This window comes from Thiolapillus sp., from assembly GCF_048562965.1.
Taxonomy (GTDB): domain Bacteria; phylum Pseudomonadota; class Gammaproteobacteria; order Chromatiales; family Chromatiaceae; genus Thiolapillus; species Thiolapillus brandeum_A.
On sequence record NZ_JBHNMF010001423.1, the window covers coordinates 1 to 631 of the forward strand.

The following is a 631-nucleotide window of genomic DNA, read 5'->3' on the forward strand; positions in this document are numbered from 1 at the left end:
ATAGCAATTTTGGCGGATTTATCCGGAAAAATACATGCGTCAGTGATTGATAGTGCGGGATTCATGCTTGACATGATAAAGCCATACGGCTAGCTTATCAAGCACATTTGCTTGATTGAAATATTTTCAATTTTTTTACCGGAGGGCGCAAACGCATGGCAAGAATCCCAAACAACGAGCTGGATCGACTGAAAAGCGAAGTCTCGCTGGTGCGCCTGGTGGAATCCTCCGGCATCGAATTGAAGAAACACGGCAAGGACTATCTGGGGTTGTGCCCGTTCCACGATGACAAAGAACCTTCGCTGGTGATCTCACCGGACAAGAACCTGTGGCATTGCCTCGGTGCCTGCAATGAAGGCGGTGACGTGATCTAGTGGGTCATGAAGCGCCAGGGCGTGAGCTTCCGCCATGCCGTAGAGCTGTTGAATAAGGTGGCGATGCGGCCTTGTCGGTTCCGGCAACGCCTGTTAAACGCAACACCACCGCCAAGCATTCCAGCCCTTTGGTCGCCAATCCCGATGATCAAAAACAGCTTGCCGTGGTGATCGATTACTACCATGAAACCCTGAAACAAAGCCCCGACGCCTTGGAATACCTGAACAGCCGTGGCCTGGGTGATGCGGAGTTAATT

At 51.3% G+C, this 631-nt stretch carries 2 protein-coding genes; both read left to right on the forward strand.

The annotated features are described in order from the left end of the window. Window positions 1-155 precede the first annotated feature (155 nt). Window positions 156-374, forward strand: coding sequence for a CHC2 zinc finger domain-containing protein (locus tag ACOCD2_RS24720; RefSeq protein WP_293653147.1), 219 nt, complete (start codon window positions 156-158; stop codon window positions 372-374). 71 nt (window positions 375-445) lie between these two features. Then, window positions 446-631: hypothetical protein (locus tag ACOCD2_RS24725; RefSeq protein WP_293689089.1), on the forward strand; the 186-nt coding region annotated here is incomplete at its 3' end.